Genomic DNA, 24740 nt, shown 5'->3' on the forward strand with positions numbered 1-24740 from the left:
TTTCCTAACCAACCAGCGATTATAGAGAGACCCCTTGCCCAAGCGGGCAAGGGACCTACCCTTAGCGGACGCCGAAGTTTCTCAACGCATCAGCCCTTGCTGCCGTCGCGCGTGGCCCAGCCGCCGCCCAGCGTCTTGTACAGCGTGACCTGGTTCTGCAGCTGCAGCAGCTGCGTGGTCACGGCCGACTGCTGCGCCGTGAACAGCGAGCGCTGCGCGTCGAGCAGGTCGAGCGCGCTGGCGATGCCGTTGCGGTAGCGCAGGTCGGACAGCTTGAAGCGCACCGCCTCCGCATCGGCTTGCGCACGCTGCGCGCGCACCTGCTCGCCCAGCGTGGCGCGGCCCGCGAGCGCATCGGCCACTTCGCGGAACGCCGTCTGGATCGACTTCTCGTATTGCGCCACCGCAATCTCGCGCCCGGCCTTGGCCGACTCGAGGGTCGCGCGGTTGCTGCCTGCATTGAAGATCGGCAGCGTCACCGTCGGCGCGAACGACCAGGCCTTGGAGCCGCGGTCGAACAGGCCCGAGAACTCGGTGCTCGCGGTGCCGATGGAGCTGGTCAGCGACACGCGCGGGAAGAAGTTCGCGCGCGCCGCGCCGATGTTGGCGTTGGCCGCGATCAGCTGCTGCTCCGCCGCGCGGATGTCCGGGCGCTCGGCCAGCAGGTCGGAGGGCAGGCCGGCCGGCACGTCGGGCATCGGCTTGATGCCGGCGAGGCCCTTGGCGCCACCCGCCGTGGCGTCGGCGGGCACCGGCGCGCCCAGCAGCAGGGCGAGGGCGTTCTCGTCCTCCGCGCGGGTGCGCAGTTGCTGCGCATAGGCAGCGCGCGCGCTTTCGAGCTGGCCGTTCGAAGCCTGGAAATCGAGCTCGGACGACACGCCGTTGTCGAAGCGCAGCTTCGTGAGGCGCACCGACTCTTCGCGCGTGACCAGGGTCTGGCGCGTGATCTCGAGCAGCTCGTCGTCGGCCAGCAGCGTGAGCCAGCCGTTCGCGACCGACGCGATCAGGCTGATCTGCACCGCCTTGCGCGTTTCGTCGGTGGCCAGGTACTGCGCCAGGGCCTGGTCCTTCAGCGCGCGGATGCGGCCGAAGAAGTCCAGCTCCCAGGCCGTGAAGCCGAAGTTGACGCTGTACTGCGAGGCCACGCTGCCCGCGCCGGGCTCGATGCCCTGGTACGGGTTGGGACCCGAGCGCGAGCCCGAGCCCGTCAGGCCCAGCGCCGGGAACAGCGCCGAGCGCTGGATCTGGAACTGCGCGCGCGCCTGCTCGATGTTGAGCACCGACACACGCAGGTCGCGGTTGTTCGACAGCGCCGTCTGGATCAGGCCCGCCAGGCGCGGGTCGGTGAAGAAGTCCTGCCAGGCCAGGTTGGCCGCGGCCTGTCCGGCCGGCTGCGCCGGGTCACCCGGGAAGGTGGTCGGCACCGGCGCGGCAGGGCGCTCGTAGGTCGGGATCAGCGAGCAGCCGGCCAGCAGCATCGCGGCGGCCAGGGCGGTAGGAATCAGTTTCTTAGTCATGCTTGGGTTCCTCTTCGATGCCGGCGGCCGCGGCGTGCCGCTTGTCGGCCTCGCGTTGTCGTGCGCTGCCCTTGAACAGCGTGCGCACCACCACGAAGAAGATAGGTACGAAGAACACCGCCAGGGCAGTGCCGGTGATCATCCCGCCGATCACGCCGGTGCCGATGGCACGCTGGCTGGCCGAGCCCGCGCCCGAGGCGAGGAACAGCGGCAGCACGCCCAGCCCGAAGGCCAGCGACGTCATGATGATCGGGCGGAACCGCAGGTGGGCCGCGGTGAGGGCCGCTTCCACGACACCCTTGCCTTGTGCCTGCAGGTCCTTCGCGAACTCGATGATCAGAATCGCGTTCTTCGCGGACAGCCCGATGATGGTGATCAGGCCCACCTGGAAGTACACGTCGTTCGAATACGAGCGCAGCATGGTCGCCAGCAGCACCCCGATCACGCCCAGCGGCACCACCAGGATCACCGCCAGCGGAATCGTCCAGCTCTCGTACAGCGCTGCCAGGCAGAGGAACACCGCCAGGATCGCGAAGCCGTAAAGAATGATCGACTGCGAGCCCGCGAGCTTTTCTTCACGCGACTGGCCGGTCCATTCGAAGCCGAAGCCTGCCGGCAGTTGCGCGGCGAGCTTTTCCATCTCGGCCATCGCGGCGCCCGTGCTGAAGCCGGGTGCCGCGTCGCCGCTGATCCGGATCGCGGGGTAGCCGTTGTAGCGCACCGTCTGCGTGGCGCCCTTGACCCACTTGGTGGTCGCGAAAGCCGCGAGCGGCACCGGCAGGCCCTGGCTGTTGCTGGCGTTCAGCTTCAGCAGGTCGTCGGGCTGCATGCGGGCCGGCGCATCGGCCTGCACCACCACGCGCTGCAGGCGGCCGCGGTTCGGGAAGTCGTTCACGTAGCTGGAGCCCAGCGCGGTCGACAGCGTCGAGTTGATCGAGTCGAAGGTCACGCCCAGGGCGTTGGCCTTGTCGCGGTCGATGTCGATCTGCAGCTGCGGCGCGTCTTCCAGGCCGTCAGGGCGAACCTGCGCCAGGATCTTGCTCTGCCCCGCCATGCCCAGCAACTGGTTGCGTGCGTTCACCAGCGCCTCGTGGCCCGCGCCCGAGCGGTCCTGCAGGCGGAAGCTGAAGCCGGTGGCATTGCCCAGTTCGGGAATGGGCGGCGGGCTCAGCGGGTAGATGAAGGCGTCGCGGATGCCCGACAGCGCACCGAAGGCACGCCCGGCCAGCGCGCTGGCGGAGTGGGCCGGATCCTTGCGTTCGTCCCAGTCCTTCAGCGTCACGAAGGCGAGGCCGGCGTTCTGGCCCTGGCCGGAGAAGCTGAAGCCCATCACGCCCACCATGCTCTGCACTTCGGGCTGCTTCAGGATGAAGCCTTCGACCTGCTGCATGACCGACAACGCGCGCTCTTGCGTGGCGCCCGGCGGCAACTGCACGTTCACGATGATGTTGCCCTGGTCTTCCTGCGGCAGGAACGAGCTCGGCAGGCGCATGTAGGCCACCACCACCGCGCCGATGATCGCCGCGTAGATGATGAGGTAGCGCGCCGCGCGGCGCAGCAGGCGCGAGACCACGCTTTCATAGCCCTTGGCCGTGCGCGTGAACACCCGGTTGAACCAGCCGAAGAAGCCGCGCTTCTCGTGGTGGTGGCCGGCTTCCACCGGCTTGAGCAGCGTGGCGCAAAGCGCGGGCGTGAGCGACAGGGCCATGAAGGCCGAGAACGCGATCGACGCCACCATCACCGCCGAGAACTGCCGGTAGATGTTGCCGGTCGAGCCGGCGAAGAACGCCAGCGGCACGAACACCGAGATCAGCACCACGGTCACGCCGATGATGGCGCCCGAGATCTGCTTCATGGCCTTGCGCGTGGCTTCGAGCGGCGAGAGCCCCTCTTCGCTCATGATGCGCTCGACGTTCTCCACCACCACGATGGCATCGTCCACCACGATGCCGATCACCAGCACCATGCCGAACATGGTCAGCACGTTGATCGAGAAGCCCAGCGCCAGCAGCGTGGCGAAGGTGCCCAGCAGCGCCACCGGCACCACGATGGTCGGGATGATCGTGTAGCGCCAGTTCTGCAGGAAGATGAACATCACCACGAACACCAGCGCCACGGCTTCCAGCAGCGTCTTGACCACTTCGGTGATCGAGATGCTCACGAAGCGCGAGCTGTCGTACGGAATGGCCCACTTCACGCCCTGCGGAAAGTACTTGGACAGCTCGTCCATCTTGGCGCGCACGGCCTTGGCGGTCTGCAGCGCGTTGCCCGTGGGCGTCTGCTGCACGCCCACGCCCACGGCCGGCTGGCCGTTCAGGCGCGCCGACGTGGCATAGGCCTGGCCGCCCAGTTCCACGCGGGCCACGTCCTTCAGCCGCACGGTCGAGCCGTCGGTGTTGGCGCGCAGCACGATTTCCTTGAACTGGTCGACGTTGGCGAGTTGGCCGTTCACCACCACGGTGGCGGCGATGGCCTGGCCCGGCACGTTCGGCAGGTCGCCGATGGTGCCGGAAGCCACCTGGGCGTTCTGCGCCTTGATCGCGTTGTTCACGTCGGCCGGCGACAGGTTGTAGCCCTGCAGCTTGGCCGGGTCGATCCAGATGCGCATCGCGTTTTCGGTGCCGAACAGCTGCGCCTGGCCCACGCCGGGAATGCGCTGCAGTTCAGGAACGATGTTGCGCGAGGCGTAGTCGCCCAGTGCCACCGGGTCGTAGGCGGGGTTGTCGGACGAGAGGATCGTGAACAGCAGGAAGTTGTTGCGCGACTTGTCCACGCGCACGCCTTGCTGCGTCACCGTGGCCGGCAGGCGCGGGGTTGCGCGCGACAGCCGGTTCTGCACGTCCACCTGCGCGAGGTCGGGGTCGGTGCCCTGCTCGAAGCTGATGGTGATGGTGCCGGTGCCGTCGGCTTGCGCCACGGATTCCATGTAGATCAGCCCTGGCGAGCCGTTCATTTCGCGTTCGATCACGGACAGCACGCTGTCCTCGAGCGTCTGGGCCGACGCGCCGGGGTAGGCGGCGTTGATCACGATGGCCGGAGGGGCCACCGGCGGGTACTGCGAGATCGGCAGCTGGGTGATTGCGACGCTGCCCATCACCAGGATGAACAGCGCGATCACCCAGGCAAAGATCGGGCGGTCGATAAAAAATTTGGCCATGCGGGCGCGCTCCTAACTTACTTCTTCTCGGCAGCAGGGGCTGCGGCGGGGGCTGCGCCCGGGGCAGCGGGGGCCGCCGGAGCGGCATTCGGGTCGGGCTTCTTCCAGGGCACCGCCTTCACGGGCGTGCCGGGCGGCATCATCTGCAGCTTCTGGAAGCCGTCGACCATCACCTGTTCGCCGGCCTTCAGGCCGTCGAGCACCACCCACTGGTTGTCCTTGGCGGCGCTGATCTTCACCGTGCGCTGGCTGATCTTGCCGTCGGCGCTCACCACCGAGACGGTGTCGCCCTGCTGGGTGCGGGTCACGGCCTGCTGCGGCAGCGTGATGGCGTTGGTGGCCTGCGCCTGCTCCAGCTTCACGCGCACATACAGGCCCGGCAGCAGTTCGCCCTTGGGGTTGGGCACTTCGGCGCGCAGCGTGATCTGGCCCGTGGTCGCGTCGACCGTGAGGTCGGAGAACAGCAGCTTGCCTTCCAGCGGGTAGTCGCTGCCGTCTTCCAGCACCACGCGGATGCTGGCGGCTTCGCCGCCGCCGGCGCGCTTGTACTGGCCGTCGGCCACGGCACGGCGCAGCTTCAGCACGTCGGTGGCCGACTGCGTGAAATTGACGTACACGGGGTTGATCTGCTGCACCACGGCCAGCTCTGTGGCGTCTCCCTGGCCCACCAGCGCGCCTTCGGTCACGAGGGCACGACCGATGCGCCCGGCGATGGGCGAGGTCACGTCGGCATAGCCGAGGTTGATCTTGGCGGTCTGCACGGCGGCCCGGCCGGCAACCACGTCGGCTTCGGCCGTTTTCTGCGAGGCCACTGCCGTGGCGTATTCCTGCTTGCTCACGGCGTTGGCCTCGACCAGCGGCTTGTAGCGGTCGGCCAGGGCCTTGGCCTGCACGGCATTGGCTTCGGCGCGGGCCAGCGTGGCCTGGGCGTTCTGGGCGGCGGCGACCAGCGGTGCGGGGTCGATGCGGAACAGCAGCTGGCCGGCCTTCACGTCGCTGCCTTCGCGGAATTCGCGCTTCAGCAGGATGCCGGCCGCGCGGGCGCGAACCTGGGCGACGCGGGAGGCTTCGAGGCGGCCCGGCAACTCGGTGACGAGGCCGACATCGGTCGGCGCAGCCACCACCACGCCCACTTCGGGCGCGGGGCGGGCGCCGCCGCCGCCGCCCTGGGCGGCAGGCGCATCGCCCTTGCCACAGCCCGCGAGGACCAGCAGGACAACGGCGGCCACGGTCGCGAGACGCGGCGAAAAGGACGATTGACGCGAGACATGCAGGAGAGGCATGCGATTCCTTTGAAGCGAAGACGGGAGATGGCGCGTTCTCGGGCGAGCCGGAAACCTGTACGGGCAGGCGGGCCATCGGGGAAGCCCGGTAGTTTACATACATTCATGGATGTATAGTGACGGTAGTGCAATGGCCCCACGATCGGGAAAGGGCGTTGCTTTACAAATCAGGAGACTTGGTGGCACGTCGTACGAAGGAAGAAGCAATGGCCACGCGGCATCGGTTGCTCGATGCCGCGGAGCTTTTGTTTCAGGCGCAAGGCGTCTCGCAGACCACGCTGCAGCAGATCGCGCAGCAGGCCGGCGCGACGCGCGGCGCCATCTATTGGCATTTCAAGGACAAGGCAGACCTGTTCAACGCCATGATGGAGCGCGTCATCCTTCCGCTCGAAGCAGGCCCCAGGGCCACCAGCGCCAGCGGCATCGACGATCCGCTGGCCGAGATAGAAGAGGGCATGGTCCACGCGCTGACCCTCATGGCCACCGACCCGCAGGTGCGCCGCGTGTTCGACGTGGCGACCCACAAGGTCGAATACACGCACGACATGGCTTCCGTTCAGCAGCGCCACCTCGACGCCCGCAACGCCTGCGTCGCTGACTTCGAAAAGGCCCTTCGGCTGGCCGCCCGCCGTGCCCGCATCAAGCTGCCCGTACCGGGCGCAATGGCCGCGCAGGGGCTGCATGCGCTCATCAGCGGGCTCATCCAGAACTGGCTGCTCGACCCCGAGGCCTTCGATCTCGTGCCCACCGGCAGGCGCACCTTCAGGGTGTATCTGGCGGGCCTGGGCTTCGGTGCGCTGCTGTCCGGAGCGGCGGTTGCGGACGAAGCCGAAACAGAGGCCGCCTGATAGGCCATAATGTCTGGCTCCGGTGCTTGCCGGACCCCTCTCTCGCTGTATTTCAACGGATAGAATTCGGCCCTCCGAAGGCTGAGATCCAGGTTCGATTCCTGGCGGCGGGACCACATACCAGACCGGAAGCTCCCAAAAGCTTCCGGTTTTTCTTTTTCCCCACCCATGACGGAGTTGACTGATCTGGACGAGGCCAGCCTGGCAGCGCATGCCGCCGAATGGCGGCGGCGCGCGTTGCGCGGCGAGAAAAAGGCGCGCGGCATCGCCCATGCCCTCGAAACCGAACTGCGGCGCCGCTCGGGCGACTCCATCGCGCCGCAGAACACCGACGACCTCGACACCCGCCCGCTGGCGCTGCGGCGGGCGCCGCGGCCGTGGTGGAAGTTCTGGTGAACCTGCGCCCCGGCGCCCGGAGCGCCGCTAGGCCATCATGAAATGCGAGGGCGGGCGCCCCAGCGTCTTGCGGAACATCGTCGAGAACGCGCCCGGGCTGTCGTAGCCCATGTCCAGCGCCACCACCGTCACCGGCTCGCCCGCCGCGAGCCGTGACAGCGCCACCAGCACACAGGCGCGCTGGCGCCATTTGCCAAAGGCCATGCCTGTCTCAAGGCTGAAGCGGCGGTTGAAGGTGCGTTCGCTGACGTTCAGCCGCGCGGCCCACGCCGACGGCGCCGCGTGGATGTCAGGCCGCCTGAGAAATTCCACGCAAAGCCCCGCCAGCGCCTGGTCGCGCGGCAGCGGCACGTGCAGCAGCGGCAAGGCCTCGGCGCGCGCCACCTCGTGCAGCACGAGGCGCATCAGCACACCGTCGCGGCCTTGCCTGTCGTATTCGGCCGGCACCTCGATGGCTTCCATCAGCAACTGGCGCAGCAGCGGCGACACGTTCAGCACCTCGCACTGGTCGCCCTTGCGCGGCACGTCGCGCGGCTCGATGTAGAGGCTGCGCGTGCTCACCCCGAGCATGCGCACCCGGTGCGGCTTGCCGGCCGGAATCCACACGCCGCGCTGCGGCGGCACCACCCAGGCGCCGTCGTCGGTGCCGACTTCCATCACGCCGGTGGCGCCGTACAGCAACTGCGCGCGCCGGTGGCTGTGCGTGTGCAGCATCGTGCCCGGCGGGTAGTCGGTGCCTATGGCCAGCACCGCGCGGGCGATGGCATCCACGGAGTCGAGCGGGACATTGCGCATGGCGTGGTGGCAGAAAAGAAGGTTGGCCGGAACGCAAACATTATTGGCCTACGTGCGCAAGCGCGCCAAGCCATGCAGACCTATCGTAACGGCCTTGTCTCAATGCACAGGAGCGTTTCGTGTCGATCTATCTCATGCTTGCCGGCTTCGGTTGCCTGGCGGGCGTCACCACCGTGCTGTTCGGCTTTGGCGGCGGCTTCGTCGTCGTTCCGTTGCTCTACCGGGCGCTGATCGCGGAGTACGGCGCGGACAGCGCCACCGGCCAGGCCGCCATGCACATCGCCGTGGCCACTTCGACCTGCGTGATGATCGTCAGCGCCATGCTCGCCACGCGGCGGCACCAACGCGCCGGCACGCTCGACTGGGCTCAGGTGCGCCCGCTGCTGCGGCCCATCGGCGCAGGTGCCGTGGTGGGAGCTGCAGCGGCTGTTGCGGCCGATGGCGAGTTCGTGCGCTGGGCCTTCATCGCGTACCTCGGTGCGACCATCCTCGATTGCGTGTTCCGCCCCGGTTTTCTCGCGCACACCGCACCTGCCGTGGCACGCCCGCTGTCGGGGAAGGTCGCGACCTTCGGCAGCTTCGTCATCGGGCTGATTGCCGCGTTCCTCGGCGTGGGCGGCAGCGTCATGACCGTGCCGCTGATGCGCCGCCGGGGCGCCGCCATGACGCATGCCACAGCCATGGCCAACCCGTTGTCGCTGCCTGTTGCGCTGGCCGGCACCGCGACCTACATGGGGCTCGCATGGAACTCGGCCTCGTCGCTGGAAGGGTGGCACATCGGCTACGTCGACATGCCCGCGTTCGCCGCGCTGGTGGCGGGTTCGCTGGTTGGCGTGCGCGCGGCCGCGCCGCTGATCGGCCGCATTCCGGACCGCATCCACACCTGGGTCTACCTGGGCCTGCTGGTAGCGGTGCTGGCGGGCATGGTGCTGCGCTGAGCGTGCGGGTCAAAGCGTGCATGTCAGCCGAAGCCGATGCTTCGCGCCAAAGGCTTGCGGCGGCCCGCCGAGCCATGACACCATGGCCGCATGCCATACCAACTTCATTACTGGCCCACCATCCAGGGCCGCGGTGAATTCGTGCGGCTCGCGCTCGAGGCGGCCGGTGCCGATTACGTCGACGTGGCGCGGCTGCCCGAATCGAAAGGCGGTGGGGAGTCCGCGCTGGGCCGCCTCCTCGGCGATGCGGGCAACGCGCGCCCCGCGTTCGCGCCGCCGTTCCTTGTCGACGGCGACATCGTGGTCGGCCAGACCGCTGCGATCCTGCTGTACCTCGGGCCACGGCTGGGCCTGTCGGGCGTGGGCGAGTCCGACGGGCTGTGGACGCACCAGCTGCAGCTCACCATCGCCGACGCGGTGGCAGAGGCGCACGACACGCACCATCCCATATCGACCGGCGCCTACTACGAAGACCAGCGCGACGCCGCCACGCAGCGCGCAAAGGCCTTTCGCGAAGAGCGCATCCCGAAGTTCCTCAACTGGTTCGAACAGGTGCTGCAGCGCAACCCCTCAGGCAGCCTGCACCTGGTCGGCGACACGCTGACCTACGCAGACCTGTCGCTGTTCCAGCTGGTGGATGGACTGCGCTATGCGTTCCCAAAGGCAACGGCGCGCGCGCTGGATGCAACGCCGGCGGTCGAGAAGCTGCACGGCAACGTCAAGCGCCGCCAGCGGGTGCACGACTACCTGCAGAGTCCGCGGCGTATAGCGTTCAATGAAGACGGGATCTTCAGGCGGTATGCGGAACTGGACGGCTGACAGCCGACGCGTCGGCTATTGATCTTCCGCGCCATTGCGAATGCACAGCGCCAATTCATACAAGGTATTGCGCGGCGCACCACTGATTTCCGCGGCCAGCTTCACCGCCGTCTTCACCGGCAGTTCCGCCAGCAACAGCCGCAGGACCCGCTCGCCCTCGGCGCCGCCGTCGCCGCTTACCGCCACCGGATGCAGCACCAGCGCGAACTCGCCGCGCGTGCGGTCGCGGTCGGCGTCGAACCAGTCGGGCAGGGCGCTGGCCGCCACGGTCGCGATTTCCTCGAACTGCTTGGTCAGCTCGCGGCCCACGGTGATGCGGCGTTCGCCCAGCGTCGCGAGCGCGCGCGCCAGGCTTTCGATGCGGTGCGGCGCCTCCAGCAGCACGACGGCGCGGGGCTCCTGCGACAGCGCCTGCACGGCGGTGTCGCGCTCGCCGGCCTTGCTCGGCAGGAAGCCGGCAAACACGAAGGCGCTGCTGGCATTGCCGTCGCCGCCGTCGGCCACCAGGCCCGCCGCGCCGACCAGCGTGGTCACGCTGCTGGCACCCGGCAATGGCAGCACGCGTTGCCCGGCCGCGCGCACGGCGGCGGCCAGCCGGGCGCCGGGGTCGCTCACGCCGGGCGTGCCGGCATCGCTGACATATGCGATGCGTTCGCCCTGCGCGAGCCGGGCGACCACGGCCTGCGCGGCCTCGGCCTCGTTGTGCTGGTGCACCGCGAGCAGCCGCGCGCCGGGCCGGTCGATGCCGTAGGCGCGCAGCAGGCTCTGGGTGTGGCGCGTGTCCTCGCAGGCGATCGCGTCGACCAGCTGCAGCACATGCAGCGCGCGCAAGGTGATGTCGGCCAGGTTGCCGATCGGCGTGGCGACCACGTAGAGGGTGCCTTGCGGATAATGCTGCGCACCCGCGGCGTCGTGCGCGGCCGCGAGGGCGGCGCCGAAAGAAGCAGGGGCGAGTGAAGCCAAGAGGTTTCTCCGTCAGATCGAACAAGAAGATTGCAGGCAGGGAGCCATGAAGACCGACACCACAACGAAGCATCGCGGCGATGCGGCGGAAGACGCCGCGCTCGAACATCTGCAGGACGCCGGCCTGGTGCTGGTCGCGCGCAATTATCGGACGCCCGGGCGCGGCGGCGGCGAGATCGACCTGATCATGCGCGATCCGCGCGACCACACGCTCGTGTTCGTCGAGGTCCGCCAGCGCAGCACCGGCACGCACGGCGGCGCGGGCGGCAGCATCACCGGCCTGAAGCAGCGGCGCATCGTGTTCGCGGCGCGGCACTACCTGAACCAGTTGCGCACGCTGCCGCCGTGCCGCTTCGACGTGGTGCTGGTCGAGGAGAAAATCACCTGGTTGCAGGCGGCCTTCGATGCCGGCTGATGCCTCTTTCGCGGGAACTGAAGCCCTCTTGAAGGCTCCACAACTCACACGTCTTGTTTCACAGCCCCCAGTTATCATCCCGCCTCATGCTCGAGCAACGGATTCAGCAGCACTTCATCGATAGTGCCGACCTCAAATACCAGACCGGACCGGTCCTCAGCAAACCCATCTCTCAGGCAATGCAGGCCATCCTGGCCTGCGTGACCAGCGGCGGCAAGGTGCTCGCCTGCGGTGCCGGCGTGTCGGGGCTGCTGGCGGCCCAGTTCGCCGCGCAGTTCGTGGGCCGCTTCGAACGCGAGCGGCCCGAGCTTGGCGCCATCGCGCTGCCCGGCGACACCACCGACCCCAATGCCGACAGCGCCAACGCCATCGACGCCGACCGCTTCGCCCGCCAGGTGCGCGCGCTCGGCCAGGCCGGCGACGTGCTGCTCGCGCTGAGCGCCAGCGGCCAATCGGCGGCGGTGCTCGCGGCCGTGACGGCCGCGCACGAACGCGACATGACCGTGGTCGCGCTGCTGGGCAATGCCGCCTCGGGCGCGCCTTCGGCGCCGGGCGCTGGCAGCAGCGGCACCGGCGGCGCCATCGGCCGCGCGCTGCGTGAAACCGACGTCCAGATCAGCGTGCCGCACGAGCGTGCGGCACGCATCCACGAAGTCCACCTGCTCGCGCTGCATTGCCTGTGCGACGGCGTGGACGCCCAGTTACTCGGAGAACAGGAAGTTTCCCCATGACCCTCGCAACCATGAAAACGACACCGGCCCGACGTTTCGCCATCGCGCTCACCCTGGGGGGCGCGCTGGTCGCGGGCCTTTCCGCCTGTGTGCCGCTGGTGGTGGGCGGCGCCGCGGTAGTGGGCGTGGGCATGGTGGCGACCGACCGCCGCAGCTCGGGCGCGCAACTCGACGACCAGGGCATCGAGCTTCGCGCCGCCGCACGGGTACGCGACATCGCCAACGACCAGATGTACGTGAGCGTCACCAGCTACAACCGCCAGGTGCTGCTGACCGGCGCCGTTGGCAGCGACGCCGACCGCCGCCGCGTCGAGGACGAGGTGGGCCGCGTCGTCAACGTGCGCTCGGTGGTCAACGAGCTGACCGTGGGCAGCTCGAGCACTTTCCAGGACCGCTCGAACGACCTGTACATCACCGGCAAGGTGAAGGCCTCGCTGCTCGACGCCAAGGACATCTTCGCCAACTCGTTCAAGGTGGTGACGGAGCGCGGCGTGGTCTACCTGATGGGCATCGCCACCCGCCGCGAAACCGACCGCGCCACCGAAATCACGCGCGGCGTGACGGGCGTGGTGAAGGTGGTGCGCGTGGTCGAGATCGTGTCCGAGGCCGATCTGGCCGCCAGCCAGGCGGCGAACCAGGCCGCGGCGCAACGCGGCGGCCAGGGCCCCGCGCCGGTGACGTCGGCTACGCCGTCGGCGCCTTCGTCGACCTCGGCGCCGGCTTCTTCTTCATCGTCGCGCGTGCCGCTGCCGCCGATGGACCCGCTGCCCGCCAGCGGCGCGACGACCTCACCGATTCGCTGAAGAAAAGCGCCGAATTGAAAAAGCCCGCTCAGCGGGCTTTTCTTATTTGAGGCGGGTGATGAGGCTCGAGGTGTCCCAGCGCCGTCCGCCGGCCTGCTGCACGTCGGCATAGAACTGGTCGACCAGCGCCGTCACCGGCACGCGCGCGCCGTTGCGCTTGGCTTCGTCGAGCACCAGGCCCAGGTCCTTGCGCATCCAGTCGACCGCGAAGCCGTAGTCGAACTTGCCCTCGATCATGGTCTTGCCGCGGTTTTCCATCTGCCAGCTCTGGGCCGCGCCCTTGCTGATGACGCCCAGCACGGCTTCCATGTCGAGCCCGGCGCGCTGGCCGAAGGCAATGGCTTCCGACAGGCCCTGCACCAGCCCCGCGATGGCGATCTGGTTCACCATCTTTGCGAGCTGGCCGGCGCCGCTCTCGCCCAGCAGCGTGACCGCGCGCGAGAAAGCCATCGCCACCGGCTTGATGCGCTCGAACACGGCCGCGTCGCCGCCGCACATGACGGTGAGCGCGCCGTTCTGCGCGCCGGCCTGGCCGCCCGAGACAGGCGCGTCGATGAAGTGCAGGCCCAGCGCCTGCGCCGCCTTCGCCAGTTCGCGCGCCACGTCGGCCGAGGCGGTCGTGTGGTCGACGAAGGCCGCGCCCTTCTTCATGCCGGCGAAGGCGCCGTCGTCGCCCAGCACCACCGAGCGCAGGTCGTCGTCGTTGCCGACGCAGCAGAACACGATGTCGGCGCCGGCGGCGGCCTCGCGCGGGGTCGGGGCGTGGCGGCCGGGCGCGCCGAATTCGGCGGCCCAGGCCTGGGCCTTGGCTGGCGTGCGGTTGTAGACCGTGACGCTGTGGCCGGCCTTGGCCAGGTGGCCGGCCATGGGGCCGCCCATGACGCCGAGGCCCAGGAAGGCGACGGTCTGCGCGGGGACGGATTCGTAGGTGCGGGTGTTGATGCTGCTCATGGGGCGACAGCTTAAAGCCATTCCGCGACCGGTGCGATGGCCCAAACCTGTACGTGAACGTACAGGTTTGGGTAGAATGGAACCATCATGACCACGCCGAACTCCGCCAGGACCATCACCGTGCGCGATGCCGCGGCCCGGCTCGAGGTCACGCCGCGCACGCTCAAGTACTACGAAGAGCTGGGCATCGTGGTGCCGGAGCGCAGCGAAGGCGGCTACCGTCTCTACGAGCAGGCCGACCTCGACAAGCTCGCACGCGTGCTGCGCATGCGCTCGCTGGGCTTCTCGCTCACGGCCATCACAACGATGCTGCAGCAGCCGATGGAAGCGCCGGCCGAAGGCGGCCGCCCGCGACTGTCGAACGCATCGCTCAAGACCCTGCGCGAAACCCTGACCGGGCAGCTCTCGACGCTGGATGCGCGCGTGGCCCAGGTGCGCCGCGAGCTCAAGGAGGCCGCATCGCTGCAGGCGCAATTGCGGCGCGACCTCGACTACGTGGAGCGCCGCCTCGCCGGCGAGCCGGTGGAAGAGGCGCTGGAGCAGCGTCGCAAGGAGCGGCCGGCGCCATGAGCTCCCCGGCCCTGGCGTGGCCTTCGCGCGGCAATGCCGCGGTCGCGCTGCTGCCTTGGGCCATCGGCCTCGTCACGGCCATCGACTACTTCGACAACGCGCTGTTCGCCTTCTTTGCGAGCTACATCGCCGGCGGCGTCAATGCCTCGCCCGACGAACTGGTGTGGGCCTCCAGCGCCTATGCGCTGGGCGCGGTGCTCGGCATCCTGCACCAGCATGCGTGGGTCGAACGGCTGGGCTACAGGCGCTACCTCGCGGTCTGCATGTTCGCCTTTGCGCTGGGTGGCGTAGGCGCCGCGCTCTGCGACAGCTCGATGCAACTCACGGCCGCGCGCGCAGTGCAGGGCTACTTCGTCGGGCCGATGCTCGGCGCCTGCCGTATCCTGATCCAGATCGGCATTGCGCCCGCGCGCCGTGCCCAGGCGCTGAAGGCCTTCATGGTGCTCATCGTGTTCGGCGGCGCGCTGGCGCCCATTGCCGGCGCCTTTCTCGTCACCAACTTCGACTGGCGCTGGCTGTTCGCCAGCACCGCTCCGGCCGCCGCGTTGATCGGCGTGCTGGTGCTCTGGACGCTGCCCGACATCGGCGACGTCGCGCCGCACGAACGCACCGAGCCGCACTACATCGCCTACGTGGTGTTCGCGCTCGCGCAGGCCGCGCTGCAGGTGGTGCTCACGCGCTCGCATTTCGAGCTGTTCACCGGCTCGCCCGCGCTGATCGGGCTGACGCTCGCCGGCGTCACGGGGCTCGCATGGTTCGGATGGCAGCAGTGGCGGCACCCGGCGCCGCTGGTGCGGCTGCACGCGCTGCGCAACGCGTCGTTCCGCGTGGGGCTCGCGCTCTACGTCGTCTATTACTACCTCTCCACGGGCTTCAGCTACCTGCTGCCGCGCCTGATGGAAGGCGGGCTCGGCTTTACCGTGGGTAACACCGGCTACTTCACCGGCGCCGCCTCGCTCGCCACCGGGCTGCTGGTGTTCGTCTACCTGCGCTACTCGGCGCGGCTGACGCGCAAGAAGTGGCTCATCGTCGCGGGCTTCGGCATCGCGGCGCTGGCGGCGTGGTGGCTGTCGCGGGTCACGCCGCAGGCAGGGCGCGAGGCCCTGCTGGCCCCGCTGCTGCTGCGCGGCCTGCTGATGCTGTTCGTGGTGCTGCCCGTTGCCAACCTCACCTTCAGGCCTTTCGCTGCGGAAGAGTTCGCGCACGGCTACCGGCTCAAGAACCTCGTGCGCCAGCTCGCGATTTCCTTCGCGACATCGAGCGTGATCGCGCTGCAGCAGCACCGCCTGGCACTGCACGAAGTGCGCCTGAGCGAGTCGGCCAACCCCGCGAACGCCAGCTTCATGCAGGCGCTGGAGTCGCTGACCCACGGCTTCGCCGCGGCCGGCCATGCGGCGGGCGAGGCCCATGCAATGGCGCTGGGCACGCTCTGGCGCACGCTCGAACAGCAGGCCACCTTCATGGCCTCGCTCGACGGCTTCACCGCGATGGCAGTGATTGCGCTGGCGGCGGGCGTGTTCGCCGCGTGGCAGAAGACGATCGACTAGACGATCGCGAAGTGCTCGGTGCCTGCGGCCAGGTCGGTGCTGCGCGCGCGCTGGCTGTTGAGCTTGATCTGCAGCCGCAGGTCGTTGGCCGAATCGGCGTTGCGGATGGCGTCCTCGAAGGTGATCGAGTGGCTCTCGAACAGGTCGAACAGCGCCTGGTCGAAGGTCTGCATGCCCAGGTTGCGGCTCTTCTTCATGATCTCCTTGATCTCGCCCACCTCGCCCTTGAAGATCAGGTCGGAAATCAGCGGCGTGTTCAGCAGCACCTCGACCGCCGCCACGCGGCCCAGGCCGTCCTCGGTAGGCACCAGCCGCTGCGACACCAGCGAGCGCAAGTTCAGCGACAGGTCCATGAGCAGCTGTGCGCGGCGCTCTTCGGGGAAGAAGTTGATGATGCGGTCCAGCGCCTGGTTGGCGCTGTTGGCGTGCAGCGTTGCCATGCACAGGTGGCCTGTCTCGGCGAAGGCCACCGCGTGTTCCATGGTCTCGCGGTCACGGATTTCGCCCATCAGGATCACGTCGGGCGCCTGGCGCAGCGTGTTCTTCAGCGCGGCTTCCCAGCTGTCGGTGTCGATGCCGACTTCGCGCTGCGTCACAACGCAGTTCTTGTGCGGGTGCACGAATTCCACCGGGTCTTCCACCGTCACGATGTGGCCGTACGAGTTCTCGTTGCGCCAGTCGATCATCGCCGCCAGCGTGGTCGACTTGCCCGAGCCCGTGGCACCCACCAGGATGCACAGGCCGCGCTTGCTCATCGTCACTTCCTTCAGCACCTGCGGCATGCCCAGGCCGTCGATGGTCGGCAGCTTGGCGGGAATGGTCCGCAGCACCATGCCGACCTTGCCCTGCTGCACGAACGCGTTCACGCGGAAGCGGCCGATGCCGGTGGGCGAGATCGCGAAGTTGCACTCCTTGGTGCGCTCGAATTCCGCCGTCTGGCGGTCGTTCATGATCGAGCGCGTGAGCGCCAGCGTGTGCTGCGCGCCCAGCGCCTGCTGCGACACCTTGGTCACCTTGCCGTCGACCTTGATGGCCGGCGGGAAGTCGGCGGTGATGAACAGGTCGCTGCCGGCGCGGCTCACCATGAGCTTGAGCAGGTCGTTGATGAACTGGCTGGCTTGATCGCGTTCCATGATGTCTTTGCTCCGGGAGGGCTGCTGTTCGATCAGCCGGGGAAGTTTTCGGGGATCTTCGCCTTGCCGCGGGCTTCCGCAGCCGAGATGGTATTGCGCCGCACCAGATCCGTCAGGTTCTGGTCGAGCGTCTGCATGCCCTGGCCCTGCCCGGTCTGGATGGTGGAATACATCTGCGCCACCTTGGCCTCGCGGATCAGGTTGCGGATGGCCGGCGTGCCCAGCATGATCTCGTGCGCCGCCACGCGGCCCTGGCCGTCCTTGGTCTTGCACAGCGTCTGCGAGATCACCGCCTGCAGCGACTCCGACAGCATGGCGCGGATCATTTCCTTTTCCTCGCCCGGGAACACGTCGATGATCCGGTCGATGGTCTTGGCGGCCGACGAGGTGTGCAGCGTGCCGAACACCAGGTGGCCCGTTTCGGCCGCGGTCATGGCCAGGCGAATGGTTTCCAGGTCGCGCAACTCGCCCACCAGGATGGCGTCCGGGTCTTCGCGCAGTGCGGAGCGCAGCGCGTTCGAGAACGACAGCGTCATCGGTCCCACTTCGCGCTGGTTGATCAGGCACTTCTTCGACTCGTGCACGAACTCGATCGGGTCTTCCACCGTGAGGATGTGGCCGTACTCGTTTTCGTTGAGGTAGTTGACCATGGCTGCCAGCGTGGTCGACTTGCCCGAACCCGTGGGCCCCGTCACCAGCACCAGCCCGCGCGGCTTGAGCGCGAGTTCGCCGAAAATCTTGGGCGCGTTCAGTTGCTCCAGCGTCAGGATCTTCGAGGGAATGGTCCGGAACACCGCGGCCGCGCCGCGCGCCTGGTTGAAGGCGTTCACGCGGAAGCGCGCAAGGCCGTCGATCTCGAACGAGAAGTCGACCTCCAGGAACTCTTCGTAGTGCTTGCGGTGCGTGTCGCTCATGATGTCGTACACCATGGCATGCACGCCCTTGTGGTCGAGCGCGTCGACGTTGATGCGGCGCACGTCGCCGTTCACGCGGATCATGGGCGGCAGGCCCGCGGAAAGATGCAGGTCGGAGGCTTTGTTCTTGACGCTGAATGCCAGCAGTTGGGTGATGTCCACGGGGCTCCTCGAATCGAGTTCGGTGACGTTTTGATACGATTTTGGACGATTATGACGATGATTGGCGACGACCTCCAGCAAGTAAACAACCGGATCGCGCAGGCGTGTGTAACGGCCGGCCGCGACCCGGCCGGTGTGCGATTGCTGGCGGTGTCCAAGACCTTCGGGGCGGAGGCCGTGCGCGAGGCGCATGCGGCGGGCCAGTCGGCCTTCGGCGAGAACTACGTGCAGGAAGGGCTGGACAAGATCGAGGCACTGGCCGACCTGCGCGCCCACCTCGAATGGCACTGCATCGGCCCCCTGCAGAGCAACAAGACGCGGCCCGTGGCCGAGCATTTCGACTGGGTCCACAGCGTCGACCGGCTCAAGATTGCCGAGCGCCTGTCGGCCCAGCGGCCGGCGCACCTGCCGCCGCTGAATGTATGCCTTCAGGTTAATGTGGACGGCGGCGTCAACAAGTCCGGCGTGACGCCCGACGAGGCACTGCCGCTGGCGCAGGCTGTGGCGGCCTTGCCACAGCTGCGGCTGCGCGGGCTCATGGCGATCCCCGAGCCGGCGCCCGACTTCGCCGCGCAGCGCGAGCTCTTCTTGCGGGCGCATGCACTCTTCGAATCGATCCGCAATTCGGGCATCGAACTCGACACGCTCTCGCTCGGCATGAGCGCCGACCTCGAAGCCGCCATCAGCGCCGGCAGCACGATGGTTCGCGTGGGCACGGCCATCTTCGGCGGCCGGGCACGCAAGCCTGCCAACCCGGCCTGAAAGCTCATATCCCGAGCGGCAGCCGCGCGCTGCTCTTCACTTCTTCCATCACCGCGTAAGTCCGCGTCTCGCGCACGCCGGGCAACTGCCACAGCACGGTGCCCGCGAACTCGCGGTAGGCGGCCATGTCGGCCATGCGGGTCTTGAGCAGGTAGTCGAAGCCGCCCGCGACCATGTGGCATTCCATGATCTCGTCGCGCACCTGCACGGCGGCCTTGAACTGGTCGAACACGTTGGGCGTGGTGCGGTCGAGCAGCACTTCGACGAACACGGTGAAGCCGCGCCCCAGCTTGTGCGGATCGAGCCGCGCCTCGTAGCCCTGGATGAAGCCGTCGCGCGTCAGGCGCTGCACCCGCGCCAGCACCGCGGTGGGGGACAGCGCCACCGCCTCGGCCAGCTTGAGGTTGGTGATGCGGCCGTCCTCCTGAAGGATCTTCAGCAGGCGCAGATCGATGCGGTCGAGGTCGAGCATCGGAGGATTATCCGGCTCGCGCATCGATTTCTTGAAGAAAATGCGGCCTGCGCGAGCCGGCTATAGGAGATAGAACCAAGGAAATGCCACGGCCTACCCATTGCCTACCCTTGCCGCGAGGGTGGGGGCATTTTTGCCGCCGGTCAGCGCAGCGTGGTGCCCGGTTGTGCCTGGGCTTGCGCCGCCGCCTTGCGGCTGCTGTAGTCTGCGGCGGCCTGGCGGTAGCCCGGCTGTGCGGCATCTGCGCCGGCTTCGCCGTTCTGCTTGGCCGCGAGTCCCGACTGCAGCCACAGCCGCGTATCGGCCGCAACGGCGGCGCGCGTGTTCGTCGACACCATGGCCGGCGCCTGCGCGATGGCGTCGGTGTAGCCCTGCGTCGGCGCGGCCTTCAGCCATTGCTGTGCGTCGGCGGTCACCGCGGCGCGGGTGGTGGACGAGGCCATCGGCACCGGGCGCGGATCGCCTTCTGCGTAGTTGCCGGCAAGGCTGGGCGCGGCGGCTGCGCCGAGCAGGGCCGCGACAGCGGTGGTGGCCAGCAGGCGGGCGGTGGACGATGGCTTCTTCATGCGTAACTCCTTGAGGTGGTTGCTTGTGTGTCGATCAGTGAGGCCAACTCTACGAAGCGCATCCGCCGGATCGATAACCCGTCGATGACGGTTTTGTCATCTGCGCAGCGCCCTCGCGCGAGGCGCCCCAACGTCTCTTGCATAACCGCCAGCGCGGCGCGCATAAGCCATGGCGCAACGCGCGGCGGAGGTCTATCGTTGCGGGCACCCGTTCAACCAAGGGATCTCTCATGAGCGAAAAACTCTCCTTCGTCAGCCCGACCGCCAACAGCCCGTGGGGCACCTATCTTTCGCAGGTCGACCGTGTCGTGCCGTACCTCGGCCCGCTGGCCCGCTGGGTCGAAACCTTGAAGCGCCCCAAGCGCGCGCTGATCGTCGACGTGCCGATCGAGATGGATGACGGCACCATCGCCCACTTCGAGGGCTACCGCGTGCAGCACAACATGAGCCGCGGCCCGGGCAAGGGCGGCGTGCGCTTCCACCCCGACGTCACGCTCGAGGAAGTGATGGCGCTGTCGGCCTGGATGACCATCAAGACCGCGGCCGTCAACCTGCCGTACGGCGGCGCCAAGGGCGGCATCCGCGTCGACCCCAAGAAGCTGTCGCTGCAGGAGCTGGAGAAGGTCACGCGCCGCTACACCAGCGAGATCGGCATCATCATCGGCCCGCACACCGACATCCCCGCGCCCGACGTCAACACCAACGCGCAGATCATGGCGTGGATGATGGACACCTACTCGATGAACGTCGGCGGCACGGCCACCGGCGTCGTCACCGGCAAGCCGCTGCACCTGGGCGGCTCGCTCGGCCGCGTGAAGGCCACCGGCCGCGGCGTGTTCGTCACCGGCCGCGAAGCAGCGCGGCGCCTGGGCATGGACCTGCGCGGCGCGCGCATCGCGGTGCAGGGCTTCGGCAACGTGGGCTCCGTCGCTGCCGAACTCTTCGCCGAAGCAGGCGCCAAGATCGTTGCGGTGCAGGACCACACCGGCACCATCGTCAACAGCAACGGCCTCGACCTGGCCAAGCTGATTCCCGTGGCCAACAAGGAAGGCGTGGTCGCCTTCAAGGCCGGCGGCGACATCGTGCCGAACGAAGACTTCTGGAATGTCGCCTGCGACATCCTGATCCCGGCCGCCCTCGAAGGCCAGATCACCGCCGAGCGCGCGCAGAAGACCACCGCCAAGCTGGTGCTCGAAGGCGCCAACGGCCCCACGGTGCCGACCGCCGACGACATCCTCGCCGAGCGCGGCGTGCTGGTGGTGCCCGACGTGATCTGCAACGCCGGCGGCGTGACCGTGAGCTACTTCGAATGGGTGCAGGACTTCTCGTCCTTCTTCTGGGACGAGGACGAGATCAACGTGCGCCTCGACCGCATCATGATGAACGCGCTCAACCAGATCTGGGACACGGCGGACAAGCACAAGATCACGCTGCGCACCGCGACGTACGCGGTGGCTTGCGAGCGCATCCTGATGGCGCGCCAGGAACGCGGCCTGTATCCCTGATCTCCCTGATCGCAGGGCGCCGGTCCTTGTATCCTGCGGACCCATGAGCGGTCCGCCAATTCACCTCGATCCCGCGTTCGTCGCGTCGCCCGATGCCCTTCTCGAATGGCTCCGGTCCGCGGTGACGTGGGACGAGCGCATGCGCGCACGCCAGACCGCCAGCTTCGGCGTGCCGTACGACTATTCGCAGATCGCCTACGAGGCCGCGCCGATCCCCGCCCAGCTCGAAGCGCTGTGCGACCGGATCGAAGCCGCGCTAGGCTTTCGTCCCAACAACTGCCTGCTCAACCGCTATGCCGACGGCGCGTCGTCGATGGGATTCCATTCGGACGCGCTCGACACTGGCGCCCGGCACGGGCGTGGCCATCGTGTCCGTCGGCGCCACGCGATTCCCAAGGCCGATGGCGCGGGGGAGCGCATCAGCCTGACGTTCCGCGAGATTCTGAAATAGCGCCGCGGGACGCTACGCTCCGGCAATGACTACCCATTCCGCGCAGATCCTTCCTCCCCTCCCGTCCGACAGCACAGCCCGCCTGCAGTCCCTGATGGCCGGCGGTAAGCGCAAGCTCCTGGGCCTGGTCGGCGCGCCCGGCGCCGGCAAGTCCACGCTCGCTGCGGCGCTGCTCGCGCTGGTGGGCGCCGACCGTGCGCAGGTCGTGCCCATGGACGGCTTCCACCTGGCCAACGTCGAACTTCAGCGGCTCGGCCGCGCCGGCCGCAAGGGCGCCCCCGACACCTTCGACAGCGCCGGCTATGTCGCGCTGCTGCAGCGCTTGCGCGAGCAGCGGCCCGACGGCGACATCGTCTATGCCCCCGAATTCCGCCGCGAGATCGAGGAGCCGGTGGCCGGCGCCATCGCGGTGCTGCCGACGACGCAGCTCGTCATCACCGAAGGCAACTACCTGCTGCACGACGTCGGCCCGTGGGCCGGCGCGGCGGCGATGCTCGACGAGGTCTGGTACGTGGACATCGACGATGCGCTGCGCGAAGAGCGGCTGGTGCGGCGCCACCAGCAGTTCGGCCGCAGCCTCGAAGAGGCGCGCGCGTGGGTCGCCAGCACCGACGCGCCCAATGCGCGGCTGATCGCGGCCACGCGGGTGCGCGCCCACCACGTGCTGCCCTGGGCCTGAGCCCGCCGGTAAAACTTTCACGCCGGACAGGGAACGCCGGCGCGCCCGCGCGCTCGAAGCCTTGCCGGCACTAGCGCCGGTTAGCATTCGCCGCTCCATGCCGTTCATGCACCCCATGCACTTCCGTTCTATTCGCGCACCGGTCCTCTGGCTGGGCCTTTCGTCCGCACTCGTACTGGCCGGCTGCGGCGGTGTCGTCCAGCGCAAGGTCAACTACGAGCCCGAGGCCTTCGGCTCGACCACCACCCACACCCGCGACTACCAGGCCACCGAGGCCGAGACCTGCGAAGCCGCGCGCCGCGCGCTGTTGAGCCAGGGCTACATGATCACCGCGGCCAACGCCGACCTCGTGACCGGGCGCAAGAGCTTCCAGCCGGCGGCCGAGGTGCATGTGGAGGTCGAGTTCCGCGTGGTCTGCGCGCGCGAGAGCACGCGGGGCGGCGGCAAGGCCAGCAAGAACACCGTGGCCTTTGCGACTGCGCTGCAGGACCGCTACGGCATCAAGAAGGTCAACAACTCGGCCAGCCTCGGCGTGGGCGCGATCGGCTCGCTCTCGCTGCCGTTCTCTGGCAGCGACGACGCGATGGTCAAGGTCGCGAGCGAGACGCTGACCGACGAGCGCTTCTACGACCGCTTCTTCGCGCTGCTCGACCGCTTCCTCGAAGGCCCGGAAGACGAGGCCGACGCCCCCCAGGAAGAAAAGCCCGAGAAACCGGCCGCGGCGCCTTTGCCCGCCGAAGGGCCTGCCACCACCTACCCCGTGAACTCGTCGCCGAACCGGGGTTGACGCGGGTCGTCAAATAATAAGATGAGTCTTACAATCCGGGCATGGCTTCGACCTCCCCGGATCCGGCGCAGTGCGCCACGCGTCTTCGCAACTCCGTCGCGCTGCTGTCGCGGCAACTGCGCAGCGGCAGCGCCACACCTGACGGCCCGAGCGTGGCCAAGCTCAGCGTGCTCGGCCAGTTGCACCGCCACGGCCCCAGCACCTCGACCGCGCTGGCGGCGCTGGAGCGCGTCAAGCCGCAGTCGCTGACGCGGCTGCTGGCCGAACTCGAAGCCGAAGACTGGATCGCGCGCGCCCCGCATGCCAGCGACGGGCGCCAGTCGGTGCTGTCGCTCACGCCCGAAGGCACGAAGCGGCTGAAGGCGATCATGCGGTCGCGCGAATCGGCGCTGGCCGGGGCGATCGGCGCCACGCTGGATGCGCAGCAGCGCGCCGTGCTGCTGCAGGCCTGCGAACTGATCGACGGCCTCAGCGCCACGCTGGCCCTCCTCGATGCCTCCGGGCCGACGAAGCCATGAACGCGGTGCCGGCGCTGCAGCACTTCACGGGGCTTTGGCGCCACGGCCGCTGGCGTCCCGGCGTGCAACTGGCCGCCTCGGTTGCGCTTGCCTGGATCGTGTCAGTCGCGCTGCATCTGCCGGAGAGCTTCTGGGCCGTGATGAGCGTGCTGATCGTCATGCGGCCGAGCGCGGGCTCCACGCTCGATGCCGGCTGGGACCGGGTGCGCGGCACCGCGGCCGGCGCGCTGTGCGGCCTTGCAGGTGTCTACCTGCAGCACCATGGCGCACCTGTGCTGCCGGTCACCCTGGCCGTCGTCATGCTGCTGGCCTTTGCCGGCGCGGCGGTGCCGGGCCTGCGCAGCGCGCCCGTGGCGGCGCTGATCATCCTGTCGGCCGGCGGCATCCCCGGCCATTCGGCATTGCAGGTGGCGCTGCTGCGCATGGTGCAGATCGGCATCGGCGTGGGCGTGGCGCTGGCGGTCTCTACTGTCATGTCCGAATACCACGCGGGCGTGCGCTTCGACGAAGGCTGTGCCGCCTTGCTGCGCGGCATCGCGAAGCGCATGGCGGCTACTACCCGGCCCGCGGATGCGGAGCGGGAGCGCATCGACATCGGCACGCGCGCCGCGCTGGGGCGGCTGGCCGTGCTGGCGGGCAGCGCCGACCTGGAGGCGCGATGGTGGCGGCGCGGCGCGGCTGCGGGCACTGCCCGTACCTACCGCACCAGGGCGCGGCTGGCGGCACGCATCTTCCAGGATGCCGTCGTGCTGGACCGCGCACTCCGGCTGGCAAAGGGCGACGAAGCGCCCGGCTCGTTCCGCCATGACGCTGCGCGAGCAGCCGCCAAGGCCATCGCCGGAATGGCCGACGCACTCGAAGGCAAGTGCGCGCCGCCGGATCTGGCGGAACTCGAACGCTGCGCGCAAGCGTCGCACGGCACCCCGTCGAACGCGATGCTGGCCGCGCCGCTGAACCTGCTGCTCGACGACCTCCGGCACCTGCAGCACACGCTCCAACCCGCCCGCCAGAACCCGTCCGGCGCCGGCTGGACCGGCGATTCACCCTAGAATCTTCCG

Annotated in this window: 26 protein-coding genes and 1 tRNA gene; 17 read left to right on the plus strand and 10 right to left on the minus strand. The window is 68.6% G+C overall.

The window, feature by feature from the left end:
* Positions 1–89: 89 nt before the first annotated feature.
* From ACQY8B_RS27230 to ACQY8B_RS27240, 3 genes are read right to left on the minus strand one after another with little or no spacing between them, the layout of a single operon-like run.
* A complete protein-coding gene (locus tag ACQY8B_RS27230) occupies positions 90–1517 on the minus strand; it encodes an efflux transporter outer membrane subunit (RefSeq protein ID WP_422084759.1) in 1428 nt (475 codons plus the stop codon).
* The gene (locus ACQY8B_RS27235) at positions 1510–4674 is read right to left on the minus strand and encodes an efflux RND transporter permease subunit (protein WP_422084760.1); all 3165 of its coding nucleotides are present in this window, start codon (positions 4672–4674) and stop codon (positions 1510–1512) included. The genes ACQY8B_RS27230 and ACQY8B_RS27235 overlap by 8 nt, the downstream gene beginning before the upstream one ends.
* 17 nt (positions 4675–4691) lie before the next feature.
* Positions 4692–5957 (minus strand): efflux RND transporter periplasmic adaptor subunit, encoded by a 1266-nt coding sequence (locus ACQY8B_RS27240; protein WP_422084761.1) that lies wholly within the window; start codon positions 5955–5957, stop codon positions 4692–4694.
* Between the two features lie 179 nt (positions 5958–6136).
* Here ACQY8B_RS27240 and ACQY8B_RS27245 point away from each other — a divergent pair, with 179 nt between their 5' ends.
* From ACQY8B_RS27245 to ACQY8B_RS27255, 3 genes are all read left to right on the plus strand, one after another.
* Positions 6137–6805, plus strand: coding sequence for a TetR family transcriptional regulator (locus ACQY8B_RS27245; protein ID WP_422084762.1), 669 nt, complete (start codon positions 6137–6139; stop codon positions 6803–6805).
* Between the two features lie 41 nt (positions 6806–6846).
* Positions 6847–6921, plus strand: a tRNA-Arg gene (locus ACQY8B_RS27250).
* 52 nt (positions 6922–6973) lie between these two features.
* Positions 6974–7201, plus strand: coding sequence for a hypothetical protein (locus ACQY8B_RS27255; protein ID WP_422084763.1), 228 nt, complete (start codon positions 6974–6976; stop codon positions 7199–7201).
* A gap of 27 nt (positions 7202–7228) precedes the next feature.
* Here the strand turns inward: ACQY8B_RS27255 and ACQY8B_RS27260 are convergent, their stop codons facing one another.
* Entirely contained in the window at positions 7229–7996 is a 768-nt protein-coding gene (locus ACQY8B_RS27260) for an AraC family transcriptional regulator (RefSeq protein WP_422084764.1), read from the minus strand.
* A gap of 134 nt (positions 7997–8130) precedes the next feature.
* On the opposite strand from ACQY8B_RS27260, the gene ACQY8B_RS27265 reads away from it, so the two are divergent.
* Complete coding sequence (locus tag ACQY8B_RS27265) at positions 8131–8934, plus strand: sulfite exporter TauE/SafE family protein (protein WP_422089120.1); 804 nt, start codon at positions 8131–8133, stop codon at positions 8932–8934.
* Between the two features lie 90 nt (positions 8935–9024).
* Positions 9025–9753 (plus strand): glutathione S-transferase, encoded by a 729-nt coding sequence (locus tag ACQY8B_RS27270; protein WP_422084765.1) that lies wholly within the window; start codon positions 9025–9027, stop codon positions 9751–9753.
* Positions 9754–9768: 15 nt separating this feature from the next.
* On the opposite strand, the gene rsmI is transcribed toward ACQY8B_RS27270, so the two are convergent.
* On the minus strand, positions 9769–10716 hold the full coding sequence (gene rsmI / locus ACQY8B_RS27275) for a 16S rRNA (cytidine(1402)-2'-O)-methyltransferase (protein WP_422084767.1): 948 nt from the start codon (positions 10714–10716) through the stop codon (positions 9769–9771).
* A gap of 46 nt (positions 10717–10762) precedes the next feature.
* Here rsmI and ACQY8B_RS27280 point away from each other — a divergent pair, with 46 nt between their 5' ends.
* From ACQY8B_RS27280 to ACQY8B_RS27290, 3 genes are all read left to right on the plus strand, one after another.
* Positions 10763–11131 (plus strand): YraN family protein, encoded by a 369-nt coding sequence (locus ACQY8B_RS27280; protein ID WP_422084768.1) that lies wholly within the window; start codon positions 10763–10765, stop codon positions 11129–11131.
* 86 nt (positions 11132–11217) lie between these two features.
* Complete coding sequence (locus ACQY8B_RS27285; protein ID WP_081266048.1) at positions 11218–11862, plus strand: SIS domain-containing protein; 645 nt, start codon at positions 11218–11220, stop codon at positions 11860–11862.
* The gene (locus ACQY8B_RS27290) at positions 11859–12665 is read left to right on the plus strand and encodes a BON domain-containing protein (protein WP_422084769.1); all 807 of its coding nucleotides are present in this window, start codon (positions 11859–11861) and stop codon (positions 12663–12665) included. The genes ACQY8B_RS27285 and ACQY8B_RS27290 overlap by 4 nt, the downstream gene beginning before the upstream one ends.
* A gap of 42 nt (positions 12666–12707) precedes the next feature.
* Here the strand turns inward: ACQY8B_RS27290 and ACQY8B_RS27295 are convergent, their stop codons facing one another.
* On the minus strand, positions 12708–13616 hold the full coding sequence (locus tag ACQY8B_RS27295) for an NAD(P)-dependent oxidoreductase (RefSeq protein WP_422084770.1): 909 nt from the start codon (positions 13614–13616) through the stop codon (positions 12708–12710).
* 87 nt (positions 13617–13703) lie between these two features.
* Here ACQY8B_RS27295 and ACQY8B_RS27300 point away from each other — a divergent pair, with 87 nt between their 5' ends.
* Both ACQY8B_RS27300 and ACQY8B_RS27305 read left to right on the plus strand, forming a co-directional pair.
* Complete coding sequence (locus ACQY8B_RS27300) at positions 13704–14186, plus strand: MerR family transcriptional regulator (RefSeq protein WP_422084771.1); 483 nt, start codon at positions 13704–13706, stop codon at positions 14184–14186.
* Positions 14183–15733, plus strand: coding sequence for an MFS transporter (locus tag ACQY8B_RS27305; protein ID WP_422084772.1), 1551 nt, complete (start codon positions 14183–14185; stop codon positions 15731–15733). The genes ACQY8B_RS27300 and ACQY8B_RS27305 overlap by 4 nt, the downstream gene beginning before the upstream one ends.
* On the opposite strand, the gene ACQY8B_RS27310 is transcribed toward ACQY8B_RS27305, so the two are convergent.
* Both ACQY8B_RS27310 and ACQY8B_RS27315 read right to left on the minus strand, forming a co-directional pair.
* On the minus strand, positions 15730–16866 hold the full coding sequence (locus ACQY8B_RS27310) for a PilT/PilU family type 4a pilus ATPase (RefSeq protein WP_422084773.1): 1137 nt from the start codon (positions 16864–16866) through the stop codon (positions 15730–15732). The two genes, ACQY8B_RS27305 and ACQY8B_RS27310, sit on opposite strands and share 4 nt — an antisense overlap.
* Before the next feature lie 32 nt (positions 16867–16898).
* Positions 16899–17942, minus strand: a complete 1044-nt coding sequence (locus ACQY8B_RS27315) for a type IV pilus twitching motility protein PilT (RefSeq protein WP_081266042.1) — start codon at positions 17940–17942, stop codon at positions 16899–16901.
* Positions 17943–17993: 51 nt separating this feature from the next.
* Here ACQY8B_RS27315 and ACQY8B_RS27320 point away from each other — a divergent pair, with 51 nt between their 5' ends.
* Positions 17994–18704, plus strand: a complete 711-nt coding sequence (locus ACQY8B_RS27320) for a YggS family pyridoxal phosphate-dependent enzyme (protein WP_422084774.1) — start codon at positions 17994–17996, stop codon at positions 18702–18704.
* A 4-nt stretch (positions 18705–18708) separates the two neighbouring features.
* Here ACQY8B_RS27320 and ACQY8B_RS27325 read toward each other — a convergent pair whose 3' ends face one another.
* Together ACQY8B_RS27325 and ACQY8B_RS27330 are read right to left on the minus strand one after the other, a co-directional pair.
* Positions 18709–19176, minus strand: coding sequence for an Lrp/AsnC ligand binding domain-containing protein (locus tag ACQY8B_RS27325; RefSeq protein ID WP_056514219.1), 468 nt, complete (start codon positions 19174–19176; stop codon positions 18709–18711).
* Between the two features lie 143 nt (positions 19177–19319).
* Positions 19320–19742 carry a hypothetical protein gene (locus ACQY8B_RS27330; RefSeq protein ID WP_422084775.1) on the minus strand — a complete coding sequence of 141 codons (423 nt, stop codon included), beginning with the start codon at positions 19740–19742 and terminating at the stop codon, positions 19320–19322.
* Between the two features lie 230 nt (positions 19743–19972).
* Here ACQY8B_RS27330 and ACQY8B_RS27335 point away from each other — a divergent pair, with 230 nt between their 5' ends.
* From ACQY8B_RS27335 to ACQY8B_RS27360, 6 genes are all read left to right on the plus strand, one after another.
* Complete coding sequence (locus ACQY8B_RS27335; RefSeq protein ID WP_409194383.1) at positions 19973–21247, plus strand: Glu/Leu/Phe/Val family dehydrogenase; 1275 nt, start codon at positions 19973–19975, stop codon at positions 21245–21247.
* 43 nt (positions 21248–21290) lie between these two features.
* The gene (locus tag ACQY8B_RS27340; protein WP_422084776.1) at positions 21291–21698 is read left to right on the plus strand and encodes an alpha-ketoglutarate-dependent dioxygenase AlkB; all 408 of its coding nucleotides are present in this window, start codon (positions 21291–21293) and stop codon (positions 21696–21698) included.
* Positions 21699–21723: 25 nt separating this feature from the next.
* On the plus strand, positions 21724–22377 hold the full coding sequence (locus ACQY8B_RS27345) for a nucleoside/nucleotide kinase family protein (RefSeq protein ID WP_422084777.1): 654 nt from the start codon (positions 21724–21726) through the stop codon (positions 22375–22377).
* A 97-nt stretch (positions 22378–22474) separates the two neighbouring features.
* Positions 22475–23164, plus strand: coding sequence for a DUF2242 domain-containing protein (locus tag ACQY8B_RS27350; protein WP_422084778.1), 690 nt, complete (start codon positions 22475–22477; stop codon positions 23162–23164).
* 41 nt (positions 23165–23205) lie between these two features.
* On the plus strand, positions 23206–23682 hold the full coding sequence (locus ACQY8B_RS27355) for a MarR family winged helix-turn-helix transcriptional regulator (RefSeq protein WP_422084779.1): 477 nt from the start codon (positions 23206–23208) through the stop codon (positions 23680–23682).
* Positions 23679–24731: an FUSC family protein gene (locus ACQY8B_RS27360; protein ID WP_422084780.1), complete on the plus strand. Its 1053-nt coding sequence runs from the start codon at positions 23679–23681 to the stop codon at positions 24729–24731. Before ACQY8B_RS27355 ends, ACQY8B_RS27360 begins: the two co-directional genes overlap by 4 nt.
* The last annotated feature ends 9 nt before the right edge of the window (positions 24732–24740 follow it).

Source organism: Variovorax sp. (assembly GCF_965279555.1).
GTDB lineage: Bacteria > Pseudomonadota > Gammaproteobacteria > Burkholderiales > Burkholderiaceae_C > Variovorax.